Here is a 20,011-nt window from a genome sequence, read left to right on the forward strand (position 1 = left end):
TGTTTAAGTGAGACGAGGCGAACAGTCGTAAAGCGTATGCGGTTGCCAAGTCTTTCTAATGTAAGGTAAGATAAATTCGAGGTGAAAAAAAGAAATGGAACGATTACAAAAAGTGATTGCACAAGCAGGTATTGCATCGAGAAGAAAGGCTGAGGAATTAATTCAGCAAGGAAAAGTGAAAGTTAATGGAAAAATAGTGAAGGAGTTAGGAACAAAAGTAACTCCTCAAGATAAAGTAGAAGTAAATAACATCCCTCTTGAAAAAGAAGAACCTGTTTATTTTTTACTATATAAACCAACTGGCGTAATTTCAAGTGTATCAGATGATAAAGGAAGAAATGTTGTAACAGACTTTTTCCCTGAAATTACACAACGTTTATTCCCAATCGGACGCTTAGATTATGATACGTCTGGCGTATTATTAATGACAAACGATGGGGACTTCGCTAATGTATTAATGCACCCGAGATATAAAGTTGAAAAAACATATGTTGCAAAAATAAAAGGGCCATTAACAGGTGAGAAAATTCGCATGTTAGAACGAGGTGTTACATTAGAAGACGGGAAGACAGCACCAGCAAATGTGAAAATTATTTCTTGGGACAAGCGTAAAGAGATGGCGATTGTACAATTAACAATTCACGAAGGCCGTAACCGTCAAGTACGTCGTATGTTTGAAGCGTTAGACTGTAAAGTAGTGAAATTAAAACGTGAACGTTATGCCTTTTTAGAAGTGGGTAGTTTGCGACCTGGTGATGCAAGAGAATTGACACCACATGAGGTAAAACAATTACGCGCGCTTGCTTCTACAAAGCCAAGATAAGCTATAGAGTTAAAATTTCACCAGTGGAGTACTCTGCTGGTGATTTATTCAATATAACATTTACAGAAAAGAATACATACCATTTACCGAGGAGAGGGGAGACAAGATGAAGAAAAATCGCTTATTATTTCGTGTTATCATCCTGCTCATTTTAAGCGGTGCTGTAGGATTTACCCTTTATCAAGGGTTTTTCACTGATAAAGAGAAAATGCAAATTGGGAAAGAAGCACCTAATTTTGTTGTGACGGATTTGGAAGGAAAGAAAATTGAATTAAAGGACTTAAAGGGTAAAGGTGTATTTTTAAACTTTTGGGGAACTTGGTGTAAACCTTGTGAAAAAGAAATGCCTTATATGAATGAATTATATCCAAAGTATAAAGAAAAAGGCGTTGAAATTATTGCGTTAGATGCAGATGAAACAGATATTGCAGTTAAGAACTTTGTGAAACAATATGATTTGAAATTCCCAGTTGCCATTGATAAAGGAACAAAAATCATAGGCACATATGGAGTAGGTCCATTACCGACAAGCTTTTTGATTGATAAAGATGGAAAAGTAGTGGAGCAAATTATAGGTGAACAAACGAAAGAACAGTTAGAAGGCTATTTAAAGAAAATTACTCCGTAATAAAGAAAGCCTTTACATAAGAGGTGCATGTCTATAGCGCCTCTGATTTAAAAATTCTGAGTATTGCGGTAACTTGAGGTTAGAATATACAATAGTACATATAGATACAGGGGCGGTGAGAGTGTTGAAAGAAATTAAATGTGAGTGTGGACATGTTAATCCGATAGGAACCATTTTTTGTGAAGCTTGTGGGAAACCATTTGAAAGCAATGAAAATGTAAAACTATTGGATATGCGCTATGAGGGGAGTGCGCGGAGATCTCTCACGCAAACAAAAACGATAGTCGATAAAATTTGGAGCTTTTTCTCTTCTGTAAAAGTAGGTGTATGGCTAATCGTAATAACTTTAGCTGCATCAGCGATAGGAACAATTTTTCCGCAAGAAATGTACATAACGCCAGGAATTGCACCAGCTGAATATTATAAACAGGAATACGGATTTTTAGGGCAATTATACTATCAATTAGGATTTAATAATTTATACGGTTCATGGTGGTACATGATTTTAATTGCTTCTATCGGTACTTCACTTGTGATATGTAGTTTAGACCGTGTTATTCCCCTTTATAAAGCTTTAAAAAAACAAGGGGTAAAAAGACATCCTAGCTTTTTAAAGAGACAAAGATTATACGGGACTGGTACTCCGCAAGATGGTGACTTGGAAAGAGTGCAAAAGAATTTAAAGAAAAGAAACTATAACGTGAAAGTGGAAGACGGAAACGTTTTAGCGGAAAAGGGACGTTTCTCACGTTGGGGTCCATATGTAAATCATATCGGTCTTATTATCTTTTTATTCGGTGCGATGCTTCGTTTTTTACCGAGTATGTACGTAGACGAAGCTCTTTGGTTACGTGATGGTGAAACGAAAGAAGTACCAGGGACGGATGGTCAATACTATTTAAAAAATGAGAAGTTTATAAAAGAAGTTTATGATAAAAGTAAGGATAAGGAAGTTTTTGATGAAGCGATAGACCGTGTTGGGGATAAAATGATTGCGAAAAACTTCCAAACGAATGCAGTATTATATAAAGCGGTAGGCGAAAATATAGCAGGGCAAAAACCGAAATTAGAAAAAGTAAAAGAAGCGGAAATTCGCGTGAATGAGCCATTGAAATTTGATCAATTTGCAGTGTATCAAGTGGATTATAAAGAAAGTGAATTTAAAAGTATGTCCTTCCACTTGCAAAACAAAGAAAATAATCAAAAGTGGGGACCAATTAAAGTAGATTTAGCGAATCCTACAGAAAAATACGATTTAGGAAATGGTTATTCTTTAGAACTATTAAGCTATTTTCCAGATTTTTATTTTGATGAGAATGGAAAACCGAATACAAAAACAAAATTACCAAACAACCCTGCATTCGTATTTAAAATGTTTACGCCTGAGACGCCAGATGGTGAAGTGAGTTTCGTTGGTATTCAGCAAAATATAGAAGCAGATGGAAACAACAAATATAAAATGTCATTTGCAGGTGTTGAAATGCAAAATGCGACAGCTCTAACGGTTAGGAAAGATTTAACGCTTTGGATTCTTGGTATTGGAGGATTTATATTTATGGTTGGTGTCATTCAAGGTATGTATTGGAATCATCGCCGTATTTGGATACAACGTGTTAATGATGAATGGTGGATTGCAGGACATACGAATAAAAATTGGTTCGGTTTAAAGAAAGATATTGAAAGAATACTAGAAGGTACAGCAATTCCACAGCCAAATGATAAAGTAATTGATAAAAAAATTAGTTAAGGTGGGGAAACGATATGGTGCAAATAAGTAGTAACTTTCTCTTTACCGCATTTATTTTATATTTAATAGCAACTCTATTTTTTGGGGGAGCAATTAAAGAAAAGGGTCATAAATGGGCAAATGTAGGAATAACGATTACAATTTTAGGATTTATAGCACAAACAGTATATTTTGTTACAAGGTGGATTGCATCAGGTCATGCGCCAGTTAGTAACTTTTTCGAATTCGGTACGTTTTTCGGTATGATGCTTGTCGGAGCATTTATTGTAATGTATTTTATGTACCGCGTAAGTATAATTGGACTATTTGCATTACCAGTTGCTCTTTTATTAATTGCCTATGCAAGTATGTTCCCGAGGGAAATATCCCCGCTTATCCCATCTTTAAAAAGTAACTGGTTACACATTCACGTGACGACTGCAGCAGCAGGACAAGCAATTTTAGCAATTAGTTTTATTACGGGCGTTATGTATTTATTGAAAAATGTAGATCAATCAACGAGAAGTAAACGTACATTTTGGTTAGAAACGGTAGTGTTCACACTTGTTTGTACAGTTGGATTTATTGCGGTAACGACAGTATTCTCCAGTATGAAATATGAAGCTAAGTTTCAATGGATTGATAAAAATGAACAACAAGTCGAGATGAAGTATAATCTCCCAGCTTTAGTTGGACCACATGAAGGGAAGTTACTGACAGAAAATAAATTAGAACCGACAGTCGAAGTTCCAGCGATTGTAAATGCGAAAAAATTAAATACTGTTATTTGGTCAGTAATAGTTGGAACACTACTTTATGTTGTATTAAGACTTGTTTTACGTAAACGAGTATCAGCGGCACTTCAGCCACTAGTAAAGAATACGAATAGTGATTTATTAGATGAAATTGGATATCGATCTATTGCAATTGGATTCCCAGTTTTCACATTAGGTGCGCTAATTTTTGCGATGATTTGGGCTCAAATAGCATGGACGCGTTTTTGGGGGTGGGATCCGAAAGAGGTTTGGGCACTTATAACGTGGCTCTTTTATGCGGCAGTATTACATTTACGATTATCTAAAGGGTGGCATGGGGAAAAATCAGCGTGGCTTGCAGTAATTGGTTTTGCGATCATTATGTTTAACTTTATTGTAGTGAACTTAATCATTGCGGGTTTACATTCATACGCATAGAGAAATAAAATAGGAGAGTGTATGTCACTTTCCTATTTTATTTTTGTCAAATTTTCTTCTTTTTTGAGAAAAACATGACAAAGTAGCGGTTGATTTTGTAAAATGATGTCGAGGACATAATATACTGTTCAAATAAAATACATAGTTTTGGAAAAAAATTGAACAAACTTTATTATTCTTGTGAAGCATAATAGTGGGAAGTGAAACATTTAGAGGAGTGCTTAAATAACCGAGAATAGCGCAACATAATAGTGTAGAAGGGTAGGTGTGAACCGCTGATGTGAAAATATGCAGCGGGTAGAAATGGAAAATGAATTTAGAATTTTAATTGTAGACGATGAGGATCGCATTCGTCGTTTGTTGAAAATGTACTTAGAAAGAGAGCAATACACTATTGAGGAAGCAGATAATGGTGATACAGCTTTAGAAATGGCGTTGCAAAATGATTATGATTTAATCTTATTAGATCTTATGATGCCTGGTAAAGATGGTATCGAAGTGTGCAAAGGGGTTCGTGAGAAAAAAGCGACACCAATTATTATGTTGACGGCAAAAGGTGAAGAAGTAAATCGGGTACAAGGATTTGAAGTTGGAACGGATGATTATATTGTAAAACCATTTAGCCCACGTGAAGTAGTGCTTCGTGTGAAAGCGGTGTTACGTCGTGCTGTACCAACAACATTCTTTACACAAGATACAACGACGAAAGATGTTACTGTGTTCCCGCACTTAACAATTGATAACGATGCACATCGTGTTACTGCAGATGGTAATGAAGTGAACTTAACGCCGAAAGAATATGAATTACTATTATTCTTAGCGAAAGCTCCTGATAAGGTATTCGATCGAGAGCAATTGTTGAAAGAAGTATGGCAATATGAATTCTTCGGAGATTTACGTACAGTGGATACGCATGTAAAGCGTTTACGTGAGAAATTAAGTAAAAAATCACCAGATGCTGCGAAGATGATTGTTACCGTTTGGGGCGTAGGTTACAAGTTTGAGGTTGTGAACGACTGATGCTTTGGAGAAGTGTAGTAGGGAAGTTATGGATGACCATATTACTTCTCGTTTCGTTTGTTCTTGGATTTGTTGCGATTTTACTTTCACAGTTTTTTAGAACGTATTATGTTGATATGAGTGAAGCTAGGCTTCAGAAAGTTGCAACAAGTGTTTCAGAGTTAATTGAAGAAGGTGCGGATGTAAAAACGATTGAGAATATCGCGTATAAATTCTCTGACCCACTTTCAAGAATCATTATTGTAGAAGATGGTAAGGAGATTTCATCTTCTCCGAAACAAGAAGGATTAGTTACGCTAACAATAGATGATTTAAAAGAAGATAAAGAATTAGCTGCTGTTTTTAAAGATAAAAAAGAAATTAAAAACAACATAAGAAAAGCTTCTAATAGTAGGAAGAATAAAAATACTGAAAATGATATTATGATTGTCGGAAAACCGGTGCAATCAAAAAATCAAAGTGCAGTGTTCGTATATGAATCTTTACAAGTACCAATACAAGGTATGGAGAGAACGACTGATTTTATTTTCTTATCGGCTGGGATTGCGATTATATTAACAACCTTCTTTGCGTTCTTCTTATCTACTCGAATTACCGCACCGCTTCGTAAAATGCGTGAGGTTGCTTTTGAGGTGGCACGTGGGAAGTTTGATGCAAAGGCTCCTATGGTATCTCAGGATGAAATTGGTGAGCTTGCAACGGCCTTAAATCAAATGGGTAAACAGTTGAAGTTTAATATGAATGCTTTGCAGCAAGAAAAAGAACAGTTAGCTAGTATTTTGAGTAGTATGGCAGATGGAGTTATTACGTTAAATCAAGAAGGTGAAGTCGTAGTTATTAATCCACCGGCTGAAAATTTCTTACAAGTTTGGCAAGAAGAAAAAGAGATAGAGCTAAGTAAAAAACTACCTTCTGAACTTGTGGAACTATTCCATCGCGTTGTAGAAAGTGAGCAACAACAAGTTGTTGAAATTAATTTGCAAAAAGGTAACTACGTAGTTCTTATGACGCCGCTTTACAATCAAACGAAAATTCGTGGGGCTGTAGCAGTGTTGCGTGATATGACGGAAGAACGCCGTCTTGAGAAGATGCGTCAAGACTTTATTGCCAATGTATCACATGAACTTCGTACACCAATGGTCATGCTTCAAGGGTATAGTGAAGCGATTTTAGATGATATTGTGCAAACGAAAGAGGAAATTAATGAGTTTGTTCAAATCATTTATGATGAATCCGTTCGTTTAGGTAAACTTGTAAATGAATTATTAGATTTAGCTCGTATGGAAAGTGGCCACGTAGAGTTACATATTGGTGAAGTAGATATTCATCCATTTGTCGAAAAGATTGGCCGTAAATTCCAAGGGATTGCAAAGGATAAAGAAGTTGAACTAACAGTAGATTTCCAAAGTCCAATTGAACAATATCCGTTTGATGCAGACCGTATGGAACAGGTGTTGACGAATTTAATTGATAATGCAATTCGTCATACGAATGCAGGTGGACATGTTGCACTTGTAATTCATACGGAAAATAATGGTCTTACTTTCGAAGTGCAAGATTCAGGTGTTGGTATTCCAGAAGAAGATATTCCATTCTTGTTTGATCGTTTTTACAAAGCTGATAAAGCAAGAACACGCGGGAAAAAGGGTGGAACAGGACTCGGGCTTGCGATTGCTAAAAATATTGTTCAAGGCCATGATGGGAAAATTTCTGTCTCAAGTGTTGTTGGAGAAGGAACTATATTCTCTGTATATTTGCCGAATCGTATAATTTAGATATATGTTTTTAAAGTTAATAATAAATAAAGTTCTACTGTTTTTTATTTTTTTGTAAAATCAATTAAATAAATTATAGTAGAACTTTTTTCTATCTTAGTCGAATTAAGAATAACGAGAGAGGTGCTGTGAAGAAATGAAATTATATACGAAAACAGGAGATAAAGGGAAAACAAGTGTAATAGGTGGCAGGGTGGATAAAGATAATATTCGTGTAGAAGCATATGGCACGATAGATGAGGCGAATTCTCATATTGGATATGCGATGACTAAGCTACAAGGCGGGGCATTTGGAGATATTTACAATGAACTTGAAAATATTCAACATGAACTATTTGATTGCGGGGGAGATTTGGCGATAGTGGAGGAGAAAATCCCTTATAAAGTAACGATCGAAATGGTCGAAAGCTTAGAAAGAAGGATTGATTTGTATATAGAAGAAGCGCCACCATTAGAACGCTTTATTTTACCAGGTGGTAGCGAGGCATCAGCTACCATTCATATTGCACGTACTGTTGTGAGAAGAGCAGAGCGCTCTATCGTATCGTTGAAAAAAGAAGTGGAAACAAATGAAGTTGTTCTAAAGTATGTAAATAGATTATCTGATTATTTGTTTGCAGTAGCTAGAGTAATAAATACTCGATTACAAGTAAAAGATGTGGAGTATAACCGTAGCGCATTAGTTTTTCGTGATAAGAAAGAGAAGGAAGTGGAGTAATTCACTTTCTTTTTTTGTATACTTTTTTCTGTAATATACCAAAATAGAGAAGGTATGGTGGTAATTAGAAAACGGAGGATGTATATGAAAGTGTTAAAATGTAGCGTCATGTTATTGACTGTACTGTTTTTATCTCAATTACATGTTTACGCAGAAGAAAATCGATGGACATGGCCTGTGGAAGGACAGATAAGTGATTATTTTGGGACAAGGCATGGAAAACACTACGGTATTGATATAGCTGCACCGATCGGAGCACCTGTGGCAGCTATTCAAGATGGTAAGGTGACAAAGTCTTATTATTCAAATAGTTATGGGAACGTTGTATTTATTAAACATGGAGAATATGAGGCTGTGTATGCACATTTAAATAAGAGAAACGTAGTTCAAGGGGATTATATTTCAAAAGGAGAAATAATTGGAGAAGTAGGAAACACAGGAGAATCACGAGGTGCACATTTACATTTAGAACTTCATCAAGGAAGATGGACGATGGCGAAAAAGAATGCGATGAATCCATTACTTGTTTTAAATGAACAAAGAAATGAAGTTGTTTCTTCCTCATTATATGTCGTACAAAAAGGGGATACTTTAGTTAATATTGCACGGAAATTTAGTATGACACTTAAGGAAATAAAAGCAAAAAATGGATTGCAGCAAGAGCAAATTTATCCAAATCAACAATTATACGTAAAGTAAAGAAGAGCTAGTTTAACTAGCTCTTCTTTTACCAAAAAATAAAGACACATATAAATCCAGAAATAGCTAAGTAGCTATATAAGTAAAAAACTTTTGTTCTTGTTTTTTCTTTTGTTCGAAACAGTACAATAGTCGGTTCAATTAAACCGATTGTCAAACAAAGTAAGCCAAGAAGCATACAACCAATCGAAAGAGAGTACAGGGCGATTTGTGGTGCTTGAAATGGAATCATCCATTTTAATAAAAATGCAATAAGTGCAGTGTAACAAATGCTGCCGATGTATTTATTCAACGGTGTATTAGAACGAAAACCAGGAAGTTTTTTTAAGAAAGAGCGAGAAACAACTTCTGTTTGTAAAGATGTATGCTCTTCGATAATTTTTTGAGCTTCTTTTCCTTTTTGGAAAAGGGATAATATCCAGTTACGCTCACCTTGAAAAATAAATTGAGAAGTTGTCAAATAGTGATCAACCTTCACTTTATTCCAACTCTTCCATGGATGACGCTCGCACAATTTTAATTTACTTTCTGTTTTTTTATCATACTGATAAATACTGATGCCATCTTCATCGAAAGCAGCATAGTATGTCTCGCTTGAGAATGTGCCTAAATCAATTGGACAGTAGAAAAGTAATTCTTTTTTTAAGTAAAAGTATTCTTTTCTTAAGTTTTTTTTCATTGCTTCTCGAATAGAGTGTCTTTTATCTTTCTTCATGACATTTCCTCCATAACTCAGAAAATGTTCTTATCTTAACAATTCAACATCTTATCACTTTTCATTATATATGACTAGGGAATTCAAAAGAGAAATGCCTAATAATAAAAAATATGGGGTGTATTGTAAAATATTTTGCAATTATTAATAGGTTATAAAAAATAAACAACTAATTTTAAATAAGTTACAATTTTTTAGTTCACAATGTTATTAGGTTGTTGTATAATGAAGGGGAAAATAGAATATCGGTCTATCTTCGGGGCAGGGTGAAAATCCCGACCGGCGGTGATGAACTATTTATGATTTCGTTCTAAGCCCGCGAGCCGTTAAGGCAGGATTTGGTGTGATTCCAAAGCCGACAGTATAGTCTGGATGGGAGAAGATGGAGGTTCAAGCGTTCAAAAAAGATAGGAATTTGAACGTCTGTTTGATGTGCCTTAAATTCTCCCTTTGTGTAAAACACAAAGGGTTTTTTCATTCTATGAAAAAATAGGCATAGCAGAACCTTTCCACTTTCCATGAGATGATCGATGGAAAAGGAGAGAGAACGATGAAACAAAAAAACAGTGTAGTAAAGATGGTGAGTGTAGCAATGCTAAGTAGTATTGCATATTTACTAATGATGTTGGATTTCCCGTTCCCAGGGCTTCCGCCATTTTTAAAAATTGATTTTAGTGATGTGCCAGCTCTAATTGCTGCAATTATTTTTGGACCAATTGCGGGGATAATTGTAGAGGGAATAAAGAATATTTTACATTACGGGATTCAAGGAAGTTTAATAGGAGTGCCAGTTGGAGAAATTGCAAACTTTATTGCAGGATGTTTATTTATTGGACCAGCAGCTTTCTTATTTAGAAAGTATCGTACTGTAAAGAGCTTAACGACAGGACTAATGTTAGGGACAATTACAATGGCGCTAATTATGAGTGTATTAAACTATATCATCATATTCCCAGCTTACACTTGGTTTTTAAATGCACCTGCTATGTCTAGTGAGGCTATAAGAACGACTGTTGTAACAGCGATCTTACCGTTTAATTTAATTAAAGGAATTGTAGTAACAATTGTATTTGTAGCATTATTCTCACGCCTGAAAGTATGGGTGTTTGCAAAAATGAAAAATGCATAACATATAAAATAAAACCATTAGTAGTGTGAAACTACTAATGGTTTTTTGTTAAGTAGAATGAAAATAGGGAACAAAAAATGCCCCTCATCAATATGAGGGGCATTTTTTGAAGTTAATAAAAGACTATTCGAATTTTAAAGCGTCGCCGTCAAATGATTCGTCAGCAACTTTAATTGAGTCAGTTGGACAACCTTCGAATGCGTCCATCATATCTTCAATTAATACATCTGGAATTTCAACGATACCTTGGTTATCATCTAATGTTACAAATGCAATACCTTCATCATCATAGTCATAAATGTCTGGTGCAGCAGCGCCGCAAGCACCACATGCGATACAAGTATCTTTATCAACGATTGTATATTTTGCCATCTTTTTTCCCTCCTGATAATATGTATGTGAAAAGCTCGCCATAAAAATTATAACCTTATTGTAAAACGGTTTGTAAAACTTTTCAACATAAAATTATAATGATAATGCTTATCAATTAGAGTGTCAACTTATTTTTGAATTATGTCATAAGATTTTCAAAATACGTAAATGTTATTTCGTTTGGTACAATAGAGTATGTACAAGCATATGGTACCGATATGATAAGGTTAATGAGTAACAGTAGACGTTGTAATCATATTGAAAAAGAATTAAGTTAAATTGGAAAGGGGAAGCGGTAATGCAACTACAATATACTTTATTGTATTGTTTAAAACAATTGAATGGCGAAAGGACCGTTTCTTCTATTTATTATTTATTAAAAGGAAAGAGGTCATCGCAAACATTACAAGATGGGAATATGTTTCAAATTTCTTTTTTGTTTGGGATTTATAAATCATTGAATAGAGCTGATTATGATCAAGAAGTTGCAAAGTTGGTACAAACGGATTTAGTTCAATCTATACATGAAAATACATACGTAGTAACGACTGCTGGTAACATGCAATTAAACAAATGGAAAGATGACTTTGCTTTTCCGACGTGTTTACATGGTTTACACTATGGTGAAATAGGTGAAACGTTTTGGAAGAGATTATCATTAATCGTTCAAACCATTTCGAATTTACAACAGGTGAATACGAAATTTATTCCAATTCAGCAAGATACAGAAATAATGATGTGGGTGAAACGTTTTCTCACTGGAATACCATATATGAGAAGTGAATTGGCTAAAAGGTTGTGGAAGGAGATATATACTCTTTTACAAAAAAATAAACCATTAGAGGCGACAATCGTAACATATCGCTTAACGGGCTATAAACGCATCGGTTGTACGTTGCAACAATTAGCGGAAATTACGAAACAAGATGTATTTCGAGTGTATTTTTTATTTTGGGGTACAATTCATTTCATTATTCAAGAAGTTCGTAATAAAGAAAGTGAGTTTCCGTTATTAGCTGAAATTATATCTTATCCAAATGAGAAGGCTGATTTATTTAGCATATCTACGAAAAAAACATATAATCTTTGGAGACAAGGACGCTTTCTGGAAGAAATAGCAACAATTCGGAATTTGAAGGTTGCAACGATAGAAGATCATTTTGTAGAAATCGCTTTACGAGAAAAAGAATTTTCAATTGAGATGTTTATGGAGAAAGACAAAATAGATAAAGTAAAAGAAGTAATTGAGACATTACAAACACGTAAGTTACGTGTCTTGAAACAAGCGGTTGGGGAAGAGATATCTTATTTTGAAGTCCGTCTTGTATTGGCACGGATGGAGGGTATAAATGAAACTTGAGGAATATTTATATAAGTGGTTTGGATATTCTGAATTTCGTCAAGGACAAAAAGAAGTTATTACAGACTTATTAGAAGGAAAAGATGTTATAGCGATGCTTCCGACTGGAAGAGGGAAATCTATGTGCTATCAACTCCCAGGGCTAATGCAAGAAGGAACAGTGCTTGTTGTATCACCACTATTATCTTTAATGGAAGATCAAGTTACACAATTAAAGTATGTTGTGAAAAATCGAGTGATTGCATTTAATAGTTTTCGGACATTAAGTGAAAAAAGAGAAGCGATGAAAAAATTGGCTTTTTATAAATTTATTTTTGTGTCTCCAGAAATGTTGCAATCGGATTTATTAATAAGAGAATTGAAGAAAATTCATATTTCAATGTTTGTTGTGGATGAGGCCCATTGTATTTCGCAGTGGGGGTATGATTTTAGACCGGATTATAAAAAATTAAACGTAGTAATCGAGAACATTGGATCTCCTACGGTACTAGCATTAACAGCGACAGCGACAAAGGATGTACTGCAAGATATAGCAGAGAGTTTAAGTTTAAAGAATGTCTCGCAGCATGCATACTCTATTGATCGTCCAAATATTGCAATGGAAGTGCAATTTGTAGAGACGATAGAAGAGAAGAAAGAAGCACTTTTGGAACATGTGATGTATTTACAGGGGCCAGGGATTGTATATTGTTCAAGTAGAGCATGGACAGAACGTTTAACGGAATATTTAAGAGGAAAAGGCTGTACTGGTGTGGCTTTTTATCATGGTGGTATGGAACATGAAGAGCGTATGTTAATTCAGCAGCAATTTATGAATGACCAATTGCAAATTGTAATATGCACAAGTGCTTTTGGTATGGGAGTAAATAAGTCGAATACGAGATATATTATTCATTTCCATTATCCGACTAATATAGCTTCCTACTTACAAGAAATCGGAAGAGCTGGAAGAGATGGCGAACCGAGTATAGCCTTTTTATTATGTAGTCCGTTGGATCACGATTTGCCAATTTCAATTATTGAAGATGAATTGCCAAGTAAGTCGCAAATACAATTTTTATTTTCTTTACTACAAGAAAGAATGTTTCAAACGAAAGAATTACCAATAGAAGATGTAGAAGAAATTTGTTATAATGCAGCAAGATTTAATGAACAATATTGGCGTTTCATCCGCTATCATCTCGAACGGCTTGGGATCATACAACGGCGAAAACTAATATTAAAGAGCTTGTCAGATGAAATCATGAACAGATTAATAGCTGAAGTAGAAATAAGATTGCGTAATAAATATAGTGAGCTAGAAAACATGAAGTCATGGATACAAGTTAAAGGATGTAGGCGTGAATATGTACTTCAACAGTTCGGTTATAGAAAAGAGACAGAGTTGAAAAATTGCTGCGATTATTGTGGTATTACAAAAACGGAGTATAAAAAAAGACGAGCGCAACAATCCGATTTCGACTATAATTGGGAAACAGAGTTACAAAAGCTTTTCGGCCTAGAAAAGATGGAGGAATGATGAACATTCAAAGGCATAATGTTGAAGATATGAGTCCGAAAGAAATAAGGCTGAATCTGTATATAACACAGCTAATTATTATTGGTATTGGTTGTTTGCTAGCATATATATTATTTCGAGATACAAAAGAAGTTTTTAGTCTTTGGAAGTGGGAACCTGTACGAATACTTATAGTAGGTAGTTTATTAGCGATTGGTATTGTGTTATTAGATTATGTTGCAATGCGAGTATTTCCAGAGTCTTGGTTTGATGATGGTGGTATTAACGATAAGATGTTTCAAGGAATGTCAGTTATGCATTTACTCGTTATTACGTTCGTTATTGGCTTTGCAGAAGAATTTTTATTTAGAGGTGTAATGCAGACTCACTTCGGAATTATAATAGCAAGTTTAGTATTTGCAGTGTTACATATTCGGTATATAACAAAGCCATTTTTGTTTTGTTTCGTCTGTTTTATTAGTTTTGTCTTTGGTTATGTATTTGAATGGACAGGGAATTTATTTATAACAATCTTTGCACACTTTCTTGTTGATTTTATAATGGGACTCCAACTAAGAAAATAAATGGAAGGTGGTGGTGAACAACATGAGGAAACGAATTCCTGATTTTGAAGAGGAATTAGAAGTTGAGCAAGTGGAAGAAGATGAAAGTTTACCGCCGCGAAGTGAACTTCATAGAAATAAAGAGAAAAAGCAAAAGTTTAAAATGAATCACATTTTTGTCCGAGTATTAACGTGTCTATTCATATTACTACCAATTAGTATTTTATGGTATACGGATAAATATATTCAGGTGAAAAGTGATAGTAGTAATGCTGGTAAAAGTGCGTTTGAAGTAATTTTTTTTGATTCAGCCAAATCTGAAACTCAGAAACAATCTGAGAAGGTGGTAACGCATACTGTGAAAAAGGGAGAAACTTTAGAAAGTATAGCGAAGCAATATTTTTCAGATGAAAGTGGGATTGAAGTTATTAAAAAGTATAATAACTTAGAAGAAGATGAAGTGAGTGCAGGTCAAGAATTAAAAATTCCGATAAAAGATAAGTCCGTAAAACAAGAGAGCTAGTAAATTAAGCAATTCGTAGCTTGTTATAAAAACTGAGGATTATCTTTATGAGTAGGGGAGTAAAAATATGATATGGATTACAATATTAAGTACTCTCATATGTATAGGTATAATATTTCTTCTTGTAATGTATAAAGAAGCGATGCGTAATACGGTATTGGAACATACTTTAGAATTTAAAGAATTTCCGCAAAGTTTTCAACAGATGAATATGTTTTTTATTTCTGATATTCATAGAAGAGTCGTTTCAGATTCGTTAATTGAGCGAATAAAGGGAAAAGTAGATCTCGTTATTATTGGTGGTGATTTAGCGGAAAAGGGCGTACCTTTATCAAAAATCTCTGCAAACATTCAAAAGTTAAGAGCGATAGCTCCTGTATATTTTGTATGGGGAAATAATGACTATGAGATTGAATACCATGAATTAGATGCGTTGCTATTAGAAAATAATGTGAAAGTTTTAGATAATACAAGAGTTGTATTTGAATCTGAGTTAGGAGAGAAAATTTGCTTACTCGGTGTAGATGATGTTGGATTGGAACGTGATCGTTTAGACTTAGCATTGGCTGATTGTAAAGAAGAGGGATTTCGTATTTTAATTAGTCACAACCCTGATATAATAAAAAAAATGTCTGGAAAAGAACAAATTTCACTTGTGTTAAGTGGACATACACATGGAGGACAGATTCGATTATTCCCATCTGAAAAATATTTAAAAGGTGGCGTATATAATCATTCAAATACGACTCTCTTTGTTAGTAATGGATACGGAACAACATTGATTCCACTTCGTTTTCGAGCACCTGCTCAAACACATATTATTACGTTATGTGGAGGGAAATGATGCCAACTCTAAATGGAAAATATAATATAAAAGCTGTTTCGAATATTATTGGAGTTCAACCGAGTACGCTTCGTGCATGGGAAAGGCGATATCAGATTATTGCCCCAAAGCGGAATCAAGCTGGGCATCGATTATATACAGAAGAGCATATTCGAATTTTGAAATGGTTAATGGAGAAGGTTTCTTCCGGTATGATGATTGGACAAGCAGTGCAGTTATTAGAAGGGAATCGTTTGCAGAGTAATGCCCAAAAAGAAATACATTACGATAAAGAAGTTGTTTTAGTGGACGATTTACTACAAGCTTTGTTAGAATTTGATGAAATTACAACTTCTGCATTAATAAATGAGGCTTTTAGTATTTATTCAACAGAAAAAGTTATCACCGGTATTATTCTTCAAGTGACAAACAAATTGTTGACACTAAAAAATAACAATGAGATTGCAATGACGCAATTCCAATATGCCGTATCATTTTTACAAACTCGTCTAGGAATGGTGTATCATAATGCTTCAACGTTTTCTTCCATACACAAAGTAATTGTGTTAGAAAATAATACATTGAAAGGATTTATTTTCTCAATGTATTTACGTTTAAAAGGATATGAGGCGATACATATTAGGACAAGTTTAGAGGGAGATGGCATGTTATTAGCGGTTGAGCAAATACAGCCAAAATATTTATTTGTCTCTTTTGAAAATGGCCTAGAACTGAAAAGGGCGATGAATGTTGGGGATTTATTGCAAGAAAAAAATGAGAACCTTTCTGTTGGGGTTATAGGGGAAATAAGCGCTCGAGATCAGTTGAACATTCAAACAATCCTAATCGGCGATACGAAAGAAGAATGGGATGAATGGTTAAAAATGTTAGAATAGTTGTTCGGAAAGAACCATCTATTTTCTATTTCATATAATAAAAATTAGATTCAATGGTTACGTAGGGAGGGTATGAGATGAGGCTGGAACGATTAAATTATAATAAGATAAAAATTTTCCTAACATTTGATGATTTATCTGAACGAGGATTAACGAAAGAGGATTTATGGAGAAATGCACCGAAAGTACAGCAACTATTTCGTGATATGATGCAAGAAGCAAATAAAGAATTAGGATTTGAAGCAGATGGTCCGATTGCAGTTGAAGTATTTTCTCTACAAGCACAAGGCATGGTTGTAATAGTAACGAAGGAAAATCAAGAAGTGGATACAGATGATGAGTTCCGTGACGAGTTTATTGAAATGCAAGTGACTCTAGATGAGAGCGAGCACATACTTTATGAGTTTGCTACACTAGACGACGTAATTAACCTGTCGAATCGCTTATATAACCTTGGTGTAACTGGCGGAAAGTTATATACGTGGGATGGTCGTTTCTATCTTTGGATGGAAGAAGAAGAGCAAATACAATTATTGAAGGCGGATTTTATAGCTATTTTAGCAGAATACGGTAATCCGTCTACGGCAACCATTTACCGTGTAATGGAGTATGGTAAAGAATTAATGGCTTCTCAAGCAATTGAACAAGTATACAATTACTTTGTGAAAAAGCAAAACCTCAGCTAATATAACATAGCTGGGGTTTTGTATTTTATTTGGATAAGAGGAGTAAGGCTAGGGTCAATTATAAATATTTAAACAAACGTTTTCTTAATTAAATATACCGTTTCGCGACGCTGTATTCGAGTGAGATAAAAAATATTTAAATATTTAAGTATTTTACTTTTCTAAAAGCAATAAAAGGACTATAATAATAGTGAAAACGCTTGCAATACGAAATAAGTTGTATATATTTGTTAGCGTTTTCTATTGCATTCCAAATTTAACGGTGTATACTAGGCAATGAAGGTTTACTAAACAAGTGAAATTACAGGGGGTTTACTTACTATGGTAGCCGAAAAGGGAACTCAAACAAAAACACAACAACAAAGGGAACAACATTTTGAACTATTGAATTCGACACAAATTGTTATTAGTGAAGCATTAGAAAAATTGGGTTATCCAAACGAAGTATATGAATTATTAAAAGAACCAATTCGTATGATGACAGTGAAAATACCAGTTCGTATGGATGACGGGACTGTTAAAATATTTACAGGATATCGTGCGCAACATAATGATGCTGTTGGTCCAACGAAAGGTGGAATTCGCTTCCATCCGAATGTAACAGAAAATGAAGTGAAAGCACTTTCGATCTGGATGAGTTTAAAATGTGGTATTGTTGATTTACCGTATGGTGGAGGTAAAGGTGGAATTATCTGTGACCCACGTGAAATGTCATTCCGTGAATTAGAAAGACTAAGCCGCGGTTATGTACGAGCAATTAGCCAAATCGTTGGTCCTACAAAAGATATTCCGGCTCCAGACGTATTTACAAACTCTCAAATTATGGCATGGATGATGGATGAGTATAGCCGTATTGATGAATTTAATTCACCAGGATTTATTACAGGTAAGCCACTTGTATTAGGTGGATCACACGGACGTGAAACAGCAACAGCGAAAGGTGTAACAATTTGTATTCGCGAAGCTGCAAAAAAACGCGACATTGATATTAAAGGTGCGCGTGTTGTTGTTCAAGGGTTCGGTAATGCGGGTAGCTTCTTAGCTAAATTTATGCATGATGCAGGTGCGAAAGTAATTGCAATTTCAGATGCTTACGGTGCATTACATGATCCAAATGGATTAGATATTGATTATTTATTAGACCGTCGTGATAGCTTCGGTACAGTAACAAAACTATTTAATAATACAATTTCAAACAAAGAATTGTTAGAACTTGATTGCGATATTTTAGTTCCAGCTGCAATTGAGAACCAAATTACAGAAGAAAATGCTAATAATATTAAAGCAAAAATTGTTGTTGAAGCTGCAAATGGTCCAACAACTTTAGAAGCAACTAAAATTTTAACAGATCGCGGAATTTTACTTGTTCCAGACGTATTAGCAAGTGCTGGTGGAGTTACAGTATCTTACTTTGAGTGGGTACAAAATAACCAAGGTTACTACTGGACAGAAGAAGAAGTAGAACAACGCTTAGAAAAAGTAATGGTAAGATCATTTGATTCTATTTATGAAACAGCACAAGTTCGTAAAGTGAACATGCGCTTAGCAGCTTATATGGTTGGTGTTCGTAAAATGGCTGAAGCAAGTCGCTTCAGAGGTTGGGTATAATATTATATCGTGAAAAAACGTGATTCCTTTCGAGGGAATCACGTTTTTTTTGTTGGAGTATTAGTGTGAGGTGTTGTATATGGAAAATGAAATGATGGAACGAGTAGAACAATTAGAAGAAAAGGTTAAGAGGTTAGAGGGAGAACTCTCAAGAACGATGAAAGCCCGAAAAACAAGTGTCGTTCGGATGTTCGGAGAAGGCTTATTGTTTTTAATATTTGGTGTGGTTGTAGTAGGGCCGATTATCGCTGTTATATTGACGATTATTACTTGGCTTGTTGAAAAATAAAATAAAAAAATAAAAGAACGCTTGTTCTATACGAACAAACGTGCTATACTCTCCTTAGATAAACAAAACGGAAATGATTTTAAGGAGAGATAAATGATGAAAATGACAGTAGACCAAAGATTTATGATGCCAGCAGATGTTGTAGAACGAGTGGAAGTATTACGAAACAAACAAAGTAAGCGTGGCACATTATTACAATCAGTAAATGAATTTTTCGGCTTAGATACGAAAGAAGATTGTGTTTGGTTTTACGGTTTTTATGGAGTCGCTGTAAGTATTTTGTTATTTATGGTGTTCACATCAAATATTTTCGATTTTCTCTTCGTGTAAGAAATATGCGATAAGGACATTGCTACCGAATACATATATAAGGAAGTAAGGTAATTTTCTAAAGCGGGAGTTGGTAGTAATGGCGATGTTTCCTATAGAGCGTAACTATATTGGATATGGAAGTTCACGACCGGGAATTCCTCTTTCTAAAGTAAGGTTTATTGTAAGTCATGATACAGGGAATCCTGGTAGCAATGCAATAGGAAATCGGGATTACTTTAATGAAATACAACCGAAAGCTTCGGCGCATACATTTATAGATGACAAAACAATATTGGAAATTGTTCCTATAAATGAAGTTGCGTATCATGTTCGATATGGTGTGTCGACGGATAATGACTTATATGGTTATGATGCGAATAAGGCTGCCATTGGTGTGGAACTTTGTTATGGCGGTGATGTTAACTTTTGGGAAGCGTATACGCGTTTTACATGGTATCATGCTTATTTATGTCAAAACTTTGGCTTGAATCCGAAAAAAGATATCGTATCACATAAAACACTTGATCCAGCTAGAAAGATTGATCCTGAAAATGTATTAGGGAAACAAGGTATTAAATTTCAACAGTTTTTAGCAGATGTCTATCGGATGTACGTTTCGTTTAGATGACAAACGTATGAAAAATGAATACAATAA

At 34.7% G+C, this 20,011-nt stretch carries 22 protein-coding genes and 1 riboswitch; of the genes, 20 read left to right on the top strand and 2 right to left on the bottom strand.

The window, feature by feature from the left end:
• The first annotated feature begins 94 nt into the window (after positions 1-94).
• The 8 genes from rluB to ACS2MN_RS11425 all read left to right on the top strand — a co-directional run bounded on the left by rluB (position 95) and on the right by ACS2MN_RS11425 (position 8,582).
• The gene (gene rluB, locus ACS2MN_RS11390; protein ID WP_000440550.1) at positions 95-823 is read left to right on the top strand and encodes a 23S rRNA pseudouridine(2605) synthase RluB; all 729 of its coding nucleotides are present in this window, start codon (positions 95-97) and stop codon (positions 821-823) included.
• A gap of 106 nt (positions 824-929) precedes the next feature.
• On the top strand, positions 930-1,451 hold the full coding sequence (gene resA / locus ACS2MN_RS11395) for a thiol-disulfide oxidoreductase ResA (RefSeq protein ID WP_000742208.1): 522 nt from the start codon (positions 930-932) through the stop codon (positions 1,449-1,451).
• 121 nt (positions 1,452-1,572) lie between these two features.
• A complete protein-coding gene (gene resB, locus ACS2MN_RS11400; protein WP_000910514.1) occupies positions 1,573-3,198 on the top strand; it encodes a cytochrome c biogenesis protein ResB in 1,626 nt (541 codons plus the stop codon).
• 14 nt (positions 3,199-3,212) lie between these two features.
• Complete coding sequence (resC, locus tag ACS2MN_RS11405) at positions 3,213-4,370, top strand: cytochrome c biogenesis protein ResC (protein WP_000250078.1); 1,158 nt, start codon at positions 3,213-3,215, stop codon at positions 4,368-4,370.
• Between the two features lie 303 nt (positions 4,371-4,673).
• A complete protein-coding gene (resD, locus tag ACS2MN_RS11410) occupies positions 4,674-5,390 on the top strand; it encodes a DNA-binding response regulator ResD (RefSeq protein ID WP_000426665.1) in 717 nt (238 codons plus the stop codon).
• Positions 5,390-7,165 (top strand): sensor histidine kinase ResE, encoded by a 1,776-nt coding sequence (gene resE, locus ACS2MN_RS11415; RefSeq protein ID WP_000964660.1) that lies wholly within the window; start codon positions 5,390-5,392, stop codon positions 7,163-7,165. Before resD ends, resE begins: the two co-directional genes overlap by 1 nt.
• A 136-nt stretch (positions 7,166-7,301) precedes the next feature.
• Positions 7,302-7,883 (top strand): cob(I)yrinic acid a,c-diamide adenosyltransferase, encoded by a 582-nt coding sequence (locus ACS2MN_RS11420; protein ID WP_000781256.1) that lies wholly within the window; start codon positions 7,302-7,304, stop codon positions 7,881-7,883.
• A gap of 84 nt (positions 7,884-7,967) precedes the next feature.
• The gene (locus ACS2MN_RS11425; protein WP_000866134.1) at positions 7,968-8,582 is read left to right on the top strand and encodes a peptidoglycan DD-metalloendopeptidase family protein; all 615 of its coding nucleotides are present in this window, start codon (positions 7,968-7,970) and stop codon (positions 8,580-8,582) included.
• A 28-nt stretch (positions 8,583-8,610) separates the two neighbouring features.
• Here the strand turns inward: ACS2MN_RS11425 and ACS2MN_RS11430 are convergent, their stop codons facing one another.
• Positions 8,611-9,297, bottom strand: coding sequence for a hypothetical protein (locus ACS2MN_RS11430; protein WP_000710843.1), 687 nt, complete (start codon positions 9,295-9,297; stop codon positions 8,611-8,613).
• 248 nt (positions 9,298-9,545) lie between these two features.
• A riboswitch (FMN riboswitch) is annotated at positions 9,546-9,685 on the top strand.
• A 162-nt stretch (positions 9,686-9,847) separates the two neighbouring features.
• Here ACS2MN_RS11430 and ACS2MN_RS11435 point away from each other — a divergent pair.
• The gene (locus ACS2MN_RS11435; RefSeq protein WP_000810842.1) at positions 9,848-10,426 is read left to right on the top strand and encodes an ECF transporter S component; all 579 of its coding nucleotides are present in this window, start codon (positions 9,848-9,850) and stop codon (positions 10,424-10,426) included.
• A 123-nt stretch (positions 10,427-10,549) separates the two neighbouring features.
• Here ACS2MN_RS11435 and ACS2MN_RS11440 read toward each other — a convergent pair whose 3' ends face one another.
• Positions 10,550-10,798: a ferredoxin gene (locus ACS2MN_RS11440; protein WP_001151993.1), complete on the bottom strand. Its 249-nt coding sequence runs from the start codon at positions 10,796-10,798 to the stop codon at positions 10,550-10,552.
• 298 nt (positions 10,799-11,096) lie between these two features.
• Here ACS2MN_RS11440 and ACS2MN_RS11445 point away from each other — a divergent pair, with 298 nt between their 5' ends.
• From ACS2MN_RS11445 to ACS2MN_RS11495, 11 genes are all read left to right on the top strand, one after another.
• Complete coding sequence (locus ACS2MN_RS11445; protein WP_088055419.1) at positions 11,097-12,158, top strand: helix-turn-helix domain-containing protein; 1,062 nt, start codon at positions 11,097-11,099, stop codon at positions 12,156-12,158.
• Positions 12,148-13,677, top strand: a complete 1,530-nt coding sequence (locus tag ACS2MN_RS11450) for a RecQ family ATP-dependent DNA helicase (protein ID WP_346994117.1) — start codon at positions 12,148-12,150, stop codon at positions 13,675-13,677. Before ACS2MN_RS11445 ends, ACS2MN_RS11450 begins: the two co-directional genes overlap by 11 nt.
• Positions 13,677-14,240 (top strand): CPBP family intramembrane glutamic endopeptidase, encoded by a 564-nt coding sequence (locus ACS2MN_RS11455; protein WP_001025774.1) that lies wholly within the window; start codon positions 13,677-13,679, stop codon positions 14,238-14,240. Before ACS2MN_RS11450 ends, ACS2MN_RS11455 begins: the two co-directional genes overlap by 1 nt.
• A gap of 22 nt (positions 14,241-14,262) precedes the next feature.
• Entirely contained in the window at positions 14,263-14,742 is a 480-nt protein-coding gene (locus ACS2MN_RS11460; RefSeq protein ID WP_001231536.1) for a LysM peptidoglycan-binding domain-containing protein, read from the top strand.
• A 67-nt stretch (positions 14,743-14,809) separates the two neighbouring features.
• Positions 14,810-15,586, top strand: coding sequence for a metallophosphoesterase (locus ACS2MN_RS11465; protein WP_000637912.1), 777 nt, complete (start codon positions 14,810-14,812; stop codon positions 15,584-15,586).
• Positions 15,586-16,461 carry a MerR family transcriptional regulator gene (locus tag ACS2MN_RS11470; protein WP_001142656.1) on the top strand — a complete coding sequence of 292 codons (876 nt, stop codon included), beginning with the start codon at positions 15,586-15,588 and terminating at the stop codon, positions 16,459-16,461. Before ACS2MN_RS11465 ends, ACS2MN_RS11470 begins: the two co-directional genes overlap by 1 nt.
• A 77-nt stretch (positions 16,462-16,538) precedes the next feature.
• Positions 16,539-17,147 (top strand): genetic competence negative regulator, encoded by a 609-nt coding sequence (locus ACS2MN_RS11475; protein WP_001235404.1) that lies wholly within the window; start codon positions 16,539-16,541, stop codon positions 17,145-17,147.
• 321 nt (positions 17,148-17,468) lie between these two features.
• On the top strand, positions 17,469-18,755 hold the full coding sequence (gudB, locus tag ACS2MN_RS11480) for an NAD-specific glutamate dehydrogenase (protein WP_000225171.1): 1,287 nt from the start codon (positions 17,469-17,471) through the stop codon (positions 18,753-18,755).
• A gap of 79 nt (positions 18,756-18,834) precedes the next feature.
• Positions 18,835-19,044: a hypothetical protein gene (locus ACS2MN_RS11485; protein ID WP_088055418.1), complete on the top strand. Its 210-nt coding sequence runs from the start codon at positions 18,835-18,837 to the stop codon at positions 19,042-19,044.
• Between the two features lie 93 nt (positions 19,045-19,137).
• Complete coding sequence (locus ACS2MN_RS11490; protein ID WP_015000291.1) at positions 19,138-19,374, top strand: DUF3961 domain-containing protein; 237 nt, start codon at positions 19,138-19,140, stop codon at positions 19,372-19,374.
• Between the two features lie 79 nt (positions 19,375-19,453).
• Positions 19,454-19,984 carry a peptidoglycan recognition protein family protein gene (locus tag ACS2MN_RS11495; RefSeq protein WP_001240651.1) on the top strand — a complete coding sequence of 177 codons (531 nt, stop codon included), beginning with the start codon at positions 19,454-19,456 and terminating at the stop codon, positions 19,982-19,984.
• Positions 19,985-20,011 lie beyond the last annotated feature (27 nt).

Origin of the sequence: Bacillus cereus group sp. BceL062 (genome assembly GCF_051780025.1) — a bacterium.
In the GTDB taxonomy this organism is placed as follows: Bacteria; Bacillota; Bacilli; order Bacillales; family Bacillaceae_G; genus Bacillus_A; species Bacillus_A toyonensis.

Coding starts and splice junctions, on each gene's coding strand:
- rluB (WP_000440550.1), top strand. CDS start 95: ATGGAACGATTACAAAAAGTGATTGCACAAGCAGGTATTGCATCGAGA.
- resA (WP_000742208.1), top strand. CDS start 930: ATGAAGAAAAATCGCTTATTATTTCGTGTTATCATCCTGCTCATTTTA.
- resC (WP_000250078.1), top strand. CDS start 3,213: ATGGTGCAAATAAGTAGTAACTTTCTCTTTACCGCATTTATTTTATAT.
- resD (WP_000426665.1), top strand. CDS start 4,674: ATGGAAAATGAATTTAGAATTTTAATTGTAGACGATGAGGATCGCATT.
- resE (WP_000964660.1), top strand. CDS start 5,390: ATGCTTTGGAGAAGTGTAGTAGGGAAGTTATGGATGACCATATTACTT.
- ACS2MN_RS11420 (WP_000781256.1), top strand. CDS start 7,302: ATGAAATTATATACGAAAACAGGAGATAAAGGGAAAACAAGTGTAATA.
- ACS2MN_RS11425 (WP_000866134.1), top strand. CDS start 7,968: ATGAAAGTGTTAAAATGTAGCGTCATGTTATTGACTGTACTGTTTTTA.
- ACS2MN_RS11430 (WP_000710843.1), bottom strand. CDS start 9,297: ATGAAGAAAGATAAAAGACACTCTATTCGAGAAGCAATGAAAAAAAAC.
- ACS2MN_RS11435 (WP_000810842.1), top strand. CDS start 9,848: ATGAAACAAAAAAACAGTGTAGTAAAGATGGTGAGTGTAGCAATGCTA.
- ACS2MN_RS11440 (WP_001151993.1), bottom strand. CDS start 10,798: ATGGCAAAATATACAATCGTTGATAAAGATACTTGTATCGCATGTGGT.
- ACS2MN_RS11445 (WP_088055419.1), top strand. CDS start 11,097: ATGCAACTACAATATACTTTATTGTATTGTTTAAAACAATTGAATGGC.
- ACS2MN_RS11450 (WP_346994117.1), top strand. CDS start 12,148: ATGAAACTTGAGGAATATTTATATAAGTGGTTTGGATATTCTGAATTT.
- ACS2MN_RS11455 (WP_001025774.1), top strand. CDS start 13,677: ATGAACATTCAAAGGCATAATGTTGAAGATATGAGTCCGAAAGAAATA.
- ACS2MN_RS11460 (WP_001231536.1), top strand. CDS start 14,263: ATGAGGAAACGAATTCCTGATTTTGAAGAGGAATTAGAAGTTGAGCAA.
- ACS2MN_RS11465 (WP_000637912.1), top strand. CDS start 14,810: ATGATATGGATTACAATATTAAGTACTCTCATATGTATAGGTATAATA.
- ACS2MN_RS11470 (WP_001142656.1), top strand. CDS start 15,586: ATGCCAACTCTAAATGGAAAATATAATATAAAAGCTGTTTCGAATATT.
- ACS2MN_RS11475 (WP_001235404.1), top strand. CDS start 16,539: ATGAGGCTGGAACGATTAAATTATAATAAGATAAAAATTTTCCTAACA.
- gudB (WP_000225171.1), top strand. CDS start 17,469: ATGGTAGCCGAAAAGGGAACTCAAACAAAAACACAACAACAAAGGGAA.
- ACS2MN_RS11485 (WP_088055418.1), top strand. CDS start 18,835: ATGGAAAATGAAATGATGGAACGAGTAGAACAATTAGAAGAAAAGGTT.
- ACS2MN_RS11490 (WP_015000291.1), top strand. CDS start 19,138: ATGATGAAAATGACAGTAGACCAAAGATTTATGATGCCAGCAGATGTT.
- ACS2MN_RS11495 (WP_001240651.1), top strand. CDS start 19,454: ATGGCGATGTTTCCTATAGAGCGTAACTATATTGGATATGGAAGTTCA.